The organism is Bacteroidales bacterium, from assembly GCA_031275285.1.
GTDB lineage: Bacteria > Bacteroidota > Bacteroidia > Bacteroidales > UBA4181 > JAIRLS01.
The window spans coordinates 1-5,459 of the sequence record JAISOY010000026.1 but is presented as its reverse complement, the minus strand read 5'-3'; the positions used below and the strand labels follow the sequence as shown (position 1 = coordinate 5,459).

6 protein-coding genes and 1 pseudogene are annotated in these 5,459 nt (G+C 39.4%); all 7 read left to right on the top strand.

Annotated elements, in window-relative coordinates:
* A partial coding sequence (locus tag LBQ60_02395; protein ID MDR2036752.1) for a hypothetical protein occupies positions 1-401 on the top strand: 401 nt, incomplete at its 5' end.
* 46 nt (positions 402-447) lie between these two features.
* Complete coding sequence (locus LBQ60_02390; GenBank protein MDR2036751.1) at positions 448-933, top strand: lipocalin family protein; 486 nt, start codon at positions 448-450, stop codon at positions 931-933.
* 35 nt (positions 934-968) lie between these two features.
* A complete protein-coding gene (locus tag LBQ60_02385; protein MDR2036750.1) occupies positions 969-2,063 on the top strand; it encodes a hypothetical protein in 1,095 nt (364 codons plus the stop codon).
* 11 nt (positions 2,064-2,074) lie between these two features.
* A complete protein-coding gene (locus tag LBQ60_02380) occupies positions 2,075-3,019 on the top strand; it encodes a hypothetical protein (GenBank protein ID MDR2036749.1) in 945 nt (314 codons plus the stop codon).
* Between the two features lie 16 nt (positions 3,020-3,035).
* Complete coding sequence (locus LBQ60_02375; protein ID MDR2036748.1) at positions 3,036-4,199, top strand: tetratricopeptide repeat protein; 1,164 nt, start codon at positions 3,036-3,038, stop codon at positions 4,197-4,199.
* 1 nt (position 4,200) lies between these two features.
* Complete coding sequence (locus tag LBQ60_02370; GenBank protein ID MDR2036747.1) at positions 4,201-4,956, top strand: hypothetical protein; 756 nt, start codon at positions 4,201-4,203, stop codon at positions 4,954-4,956.
* A gap of 79 nt (positions 4,957-5,035) precedes the next feature.
* A pseudogene (locus LBQ60_02365) lies at positions 5,036-5,324 on the top strand (PD-(D/E)XK nuclease domain-containing protein).
* Positions 5,325-5,459: the final 135 nt, after the last annotated feature.

Here is a 5,459-nt window from a genome sequence, read left to right as displayed (position 1 = left end):
AAGATAAGACTTGCCGGGTCGCGGTTCTGTGGAAAAACGGTGAAAGACAGGAATTGTATACTCCTTCCAGCGATTTGGACAGTTCCGGCGCTTATGCTGTATTCGTATCGGGCAACGATGTCTATGTGGCGGGATACACAAATACAAGCCACGGAAGCCGGAATTATACAAGTGAAGATCATGGTGTTGCTACTCTGTGGAAGAACGGAAAAGCACAACGTCTCAGTAATAATGATAGCAGGGCCCGTTCCATATATGTATCCGGCGCTGATGTGTATGTGGCAGGATATGAAAAAAATGCGCGCGGTAAAAATGTAGCTGTCCTTTGGAAAAACGGCGTAGCGCAACGCCTGTCGGATGGTTATTACGATGCTGAGGCTCGTTCCATTTTTGTGAAATAAGTGAGAGAGATCAATATATGTTTTTAGCATTAATGTATAAAATATCATGAAAAAGAATTTCAGAATTAGGGCAAGTGTGCTGATGATCGCAGCATTTGCCGCAGTATGTGTTTCATGCGAAAAGGAAGAAGGCAACGATCTAATCGGACGCTGGTTGTTCCATAGAAGCAATGTCATTTACTATTTCGAAGGACAGCCGTATAATCTCAAAGAAGAAGGAGATGGCACAATTTTGTCGGAACTTAACAGGGATTTTCGGAATATGATTTTTATGTTTGAATCAGATGGATCGTTTTTCGGCGGCGTGAACGAACAGCTGTATCCGTCGGGAACATACAGTGTGTCGGGCGATAAAATTACCATCAAAGATGGGTCGAATATTGTAACAATAAATTATCGTTTGTCGGGGAATATGCTTGATTTGACGTTCTCAGACGCATCGTTTGAACTTGTAGAAACGAGCCTGCCTGATGAATTGTTCGATATAGTTGACGATTTCGAAATGATATTGACATTTATCAAAACGGATTAATAACCAATCATAGAAAAAAGTTTAATAGTAATAGTATGAAACGATTAAAATTGGTTTTTGTGCTGTGCCTGTTGTTTGCTGGCCGGCAGTTATACGGGCAATGTTCTTTTTCATATTCTGTTAGTGGTACAAGCTCTCTTGATGTTGCTCTAATAAAAGGGTGGTTAGAAGGACAGATGAAGCCTTCTTACAGTTCTTTGGCAGAATGTGAAAAATATAGAGCTATTGCGACTTCCCAAAACAGTTCATACGTGACTGTTACAACAACTCCATGCAATTGTGTCGGTTCTTCCGTCAATAATAAAGGAGATAATACGGGGCAAATGCTTTTGGGAACGGCTGATTTTGCCAACACCCAACAAGGAAAAGGCGTAGTTACCACCAACCCTTTTGATGAGTTGGTTGATGGTAAAGATGAGTATCTGTATCGGGAAAAGGTGATGTTCGGGGAAACGCAAAATACCTTTACTGCACAGACAGGAGACCAAGCATTTGATGAAGTGTATACATGGATAGGAAAATCACGTGCTCTTATCCATAAAAACCCCAATGACTTGAAAGTTAATAGGGATATACAAAGAAATGTATCTTTATCAACATTTGACGCAATGCCGAAATTGCAGAATAAAAACGGAAAGTGGAATGAAGAGAATCTATCGGACGACAACAAAGGGGTTTATGTTAGTAATACCAAGGATATTTATGAGTTTTTCGATTTTCTACTCAATTTTGCTAACGAGGAAACGAAACCTGTTTTTGATATGTTAGGCGTTGAAAATCCATTGTCGGTTATAGTTGATAAGTATAATATGGCTAGAGAAGTAGCGGCTCTAATTGAAAATATCGAGGAAAGTAATTATTCGGCAGCTGGAGTTACTATATTCGAGAAGGCGGCTGAAACTCTTGCAGATAAAAGCAGGATTTCAAGCACGTTTAAAACGATTAAAAGTTGCTTTCAGGTAGGTAAAGTTTTAAAAGAAGGAGCCACTAAAATATCGAAATCGGTTTTTTCGGCATTAAATAACGCGGTAGATGGCAATTATAGCCAAGCATATCAACAAACAAACGAAGTTATAGAAAAAGCACAGGAAACATATAAAGAGGGAATAAGACGTGGCTTTGGTAAATAAAAGATAAAAAAATGAAAACATTCAAATATATTATAAAAATAGTACTGTTGAGTTGTTGTACCCACTCAAAGGCACAGGTTAAAGAGGGATTTTTGCCTCAGGAGTCGTCCTATTCTGTGATTTTTGAAAAGATCGATGATGTAAAATTAATAAATAAAACAAAATTGTTTATTGCACCAAACGGGACTTTATTGACTCTTACTGATAATACGATTGTTCCGATATACCTTGCTAAGGATAAAAAGGAAATTAAAGATGTTGATTTTGTTTTTGATTTATCAAAAACATATCCTGACGCACAAGATATTATGTGGCTTAATGGCAAGGGAATCATTATCAGACATGGAACAAGGATAAAAAATATTACGGATGAGGGTATATATGACATAATAATGATGCCCAATAACAACTTTTCCATCTATCCTGCGAAAGATAATTTAATTTATATTGCTTTGTATGGGAAAAACAATTTGACATCGTTATACCTGTTTGATGTTCTGACTAAAGAGAGTTGTAAACTCATAGATATGCCTTTTAGAATATCGGATTTGAATGGTGATGGTGATTTTTGTTTCATTTGTTCCGGCAATGATATTTATTACTTATCGGAAAAGAATATAAAAAAAGTTGTTTCTGCACCTGATCCTGTGGTTTCTTTGGCGACATCCGAATATGGACTGTTTTATGGTACTCCTAACGGTATTTATTATATGGATAATCCGAATGAATCCATTTATTTTTTTAAAGCCAGTATAAAGCAGCTTCTATGCGCTAATAATATGCTTTATATTTTCACAAAAAACGGTTTCATGTCCATCATAAATAATGCAAACGGCTACCATGAGATGTATCAACGACTTCGAAATCCAAGCGCTTTTCCCATTAATTATGAAGAAGAGAAAATGTTTCGTATAAAAAAGACAATGACTATCGGAAAAGATAAAAGTACTAACTGAAAAAATAAAATGTGGCATGAATAGATCTAAACAATATTATTTGATTCTTTGCCTGTCGGTATTCACTTCCTCACTTTCGTTTGCTGCAACCCAACAGGAAGCGCGTGAATTTATCAGGACGAAAAGAATCGGCGACGCAGTTGCCCTGTACGCTCAATTGGTGGCAACATCGCTCGACAATGCCGAAATTCAAATGGAATATGCCTATGCACTGGCACTTTCGGGACTACCCGAAAACGCGCTGATATATCTGGATAAAGCCAGTCATCAGGGTGCCGACAAGAAAATCCTGTCGTTTTATGCGGCGCAGGTTTTTTCGCTTATGGGACACTTTGATATAGCGGCCGGATTCTGGAAACCGACTGACAATACGCCCCCTCAATGGTTAGCGGCAGACTATATTTCGTTACTTCGTGATTATACTGTTTCGCAAACAATCAGCAGGGAGATCCCTGACAGCATTTTTGTATGCGCTAACGCGCTGGCAGCAAAAGGACAGTATTTCCAGTCGCTCGTGTTGTTCCGCGAACTTGAACAATTGTTCCCCGACAGCTACTTGCCTTACGCAGGAAGCAGCCTCGTATGGGAAAAAGCAGGCAAACGTGAAATTGCCGCCCAAAAATTAGATACCGCTATTGTTCTCATGAATAAAATGCTACAGGAAGATTCCCTTTCCCACGAAGATGTTGCGTCATTGACCAATGCCTTACCCGTATTCAATGAACATTTGCGGAAGTTACAATCCGGCAGTCTGTTAAGTGCTTCGCCGAAAGAATCTCTGATTAGTCCGCAATATACTGCGTATGCCAACGGAATGTTGTCGTCTGTCATAAAATCGTTGAATCTTGGTGGCGGATGGTTTCTTTCCGAAACCGCTAATCTTTCGGGGTACATAGGATATTCCGGAAGCAACGGCTCAACATTTTTTATGATTGGTTCTTCTTATTATCGCCGTAAAGATTCGTTGGTGTCAGGTTATGGTCTTAACATGCAGTTTGGTGGCGGAAGCACAGCATGTAACTATTCCGGTAGCATAGGTTACAGTATTTTTAATCATGCTAAAAGTCGCAGTACAGATATTTTTCTCATATACGGTTTCCCTGTCGCTCCATGGGATCTGAACCGGTTTATGATAGGAATTTCAATAGGTCAAAGTTTATATTTCGGTAAAAGGAAATAATATGAAAAGGATATATAACATTTTTCTTTTGATAGTGGTATTCGTAACTTGCTGTTATTTGCAAGTGAATGCTCAGGCTGTGGGAAAAAATATTCCGGAAGAAAACGGCAATGATACAACGCTTGTCGTTATTCAGGCTAACGATGATTATGCAACTTTATCGCAGCCATTGAAAACGGAAGCTATAAACACATTTCTAAAAGGAATAAACACGGAGTTGGTATCTGTTGGTTACGGTTATAAAAAAGAGTTATGGAAAAAGGACAACGTTACTGGTCATTTTGTTTTGTTGGATACACTGAACATGGATAATATCGTAATAGATAACAAGCTAAACGGTAAAAAATTAGTATCTAATCATACGTTTATCAGTTTTGGCGGACAGTTGTCTTATCAAAGCGCGTTTAATTCCTACTTTAATGCCTCTTTCGGACGTTTTTTATGGAAAGACAAATGGGACGTGGCATTATCAATGGGTTGTGGATATTCATCGTCGACTACTGTTTTTAATATTGGACCCGTAAGCAAATATTATTATCCAATGGTGTTTCAAGGGCAACGGATAAGTCCGTATGCGGGTGCAGGTATTTCGTATTACTTTTCAAAAAGCGAAGGTACTGAAGGTAGTGGATTGTGGAATATTTACGGTACCGTTGGAAGTGCATGGCGCATAGGTCCCGGAGTATTGGATGCCGGTTTCAGATTCGGCAATGTGGACAAGTTAGCGTTTATAATAGGTTATACATTTTTATTTTGAAGTATTTATCAGAGTAAATTTGACGAAATATGGAATAAATGGAATGATAATTCAACCGGAATGAGGTATCTTCTGTTTGTATTATCAAACCGTATTTTATATCGTCTTTACGCTGATAGGGCAGTTTGTACCGGCTGAAGTCCGTAGCGCCCGCAGTTGTGCCAATGCGGTGATAAAGCCCTGGGACCATATTTTGTCTTTGTATTTAAACTGAACGGCAGCGCCGAAGAAGCCCTAAACAGATCGATGAACAAGGCTATCTGATCCCTTATACGCCCAACAGAAGAAACTTGGTGAAGGTCGGGGTGAATTTCAGCATGGAAACGAGGAATATTGAACGGTATATTGTAGGCAATCTAAAGTCTTAGGGGTAAATTCGTAACCTATCGCCACCCGGTCAAAGTTCTTCGATCTCCCGTAACCAGGTGGCTGCGCTTGCATCGCTCGGCATGCGCCAGTCTCCTCGCGGGCTGAGTGTGATGCTTCCGACTTTCGGGCCGTCC

Bases quoted from the DNA above. Each gene is read 5' to 3' on its own strand.
- LBQ60_02380 (MDR2036749.1), top strand. From the start codon at position 2,075: ATGAAAACATTCAAATATATTATAAAAATAGTACTGTTGAGTTGTTGT.
- LBQ60_02390 (MDR2036751.1), top strand. From the start codon at position 448: ATGAAAAAGAATTTCAGAATTAGGGCAAGTGTGCTGATGATCGCAGCA.
- LBQ60_02385 (MDR2036750.1), top strand. From the start codon at position 969: ATGAAACGATTAAAATTGGTTTTTGTGCTGTGCCTGTTGTTTGCTGGC.
- LBQ60_02375 (MDR2036748.1), top strand. From the start codon at position 3,036: ATGAATAGATCTAAACAATATTATTTGATTCTTTGCCTGTCGGTATTC.
- LBQ60_02370 (MDR2036747.1), top strand. From the start codon at position 4,201: ATGAAAAGGATATATAACATTTTTCTTTTGATAGTGGTATTCGTAACT.